This is a genomic window from Erwinia sp. MYb416, from assembly GCF_037479575.1.
Lineage (GTDB): Bacteria > Pseudomonadota > Gammaproteobacteria > Enterobacterales > Enterobacteriaceae > Erwinia > Erwinia rhapontici.
In genome coordinates, this window is sequence record NZ_JBBGYT010000060.1 from 1 (window position 1) to 702 (window position 702).

General features: G+C 55.1%; 1 protein-coding gene. It reads right to left on the reverse strand.

The genetic code is table 11. The features are described from left to right. Positions 1–455: LysE family translocator (locus tag WH277_RS00535; RefSeq protein ID WP_339503750.1), on the reverse strand; the 455-nt coding region annotated here is incomplete at its 3' end. Positions 456–702 lie beyond the last annotated feature (247 nt).

The following is a 702-nucleotide window of genomic DNA, read 5'->3' on the forward strand; positions in this document are numbered from 1 at the left end:
AACGGCAGTATGGAAGGGGCCGCATCCGGATGGATCCCCAGTGACATTATCGCGGTCCAGACCAGAATCGCCTTTGGATTTCCAAGATGCAGCAGCAATCCACGGCGGTAGAGGGAGGCGGGTGCCCCCCCTGCCGCCAACGGAACAGCGCTGTCTTCCCCGCGACGGGCAGCACTGCGCGCGGCTTTCCACGCCAGAAAAAGCAAATAGAAGCCCCCTACCACTTTGATCACCACAATGGCCTGTGCATAAGCCAGCAACAGCGTGGATAATCCGGTCGCGACCAGCAGCGCCCAGCACAGTGATCCCGTGATCACGCCCGCCGCCAGCATCAATGCCGGGCGGCGACCCTGGCGCATCGCTACCCCCATAATGGCCATATTGCTCGGGCCGGGGCTGGCCGTGCCCAGCAGATAGGCCACATACACGGGCAACAACATCATAAAGGTATCCATTTGACTCCCGAGGCTGACAATGTTTTTTTGGTTATAGCATGCAAGCCCTCCTGCTCGCCACAAGCATCATTCACCCAGTGACCTCTTGACTCTCCGCAACAATCGGCGATAAAAACCCCATCAATTTGTAACCAAATAATTCAAATTACATATTTATGTGTATTACACCCTTAACATTTACAGGGAGGAAAATGACGAGTGGTCCCGCAGAGGGATTGACTAGTAAAGGCGAATAGTGGGAAAAGGG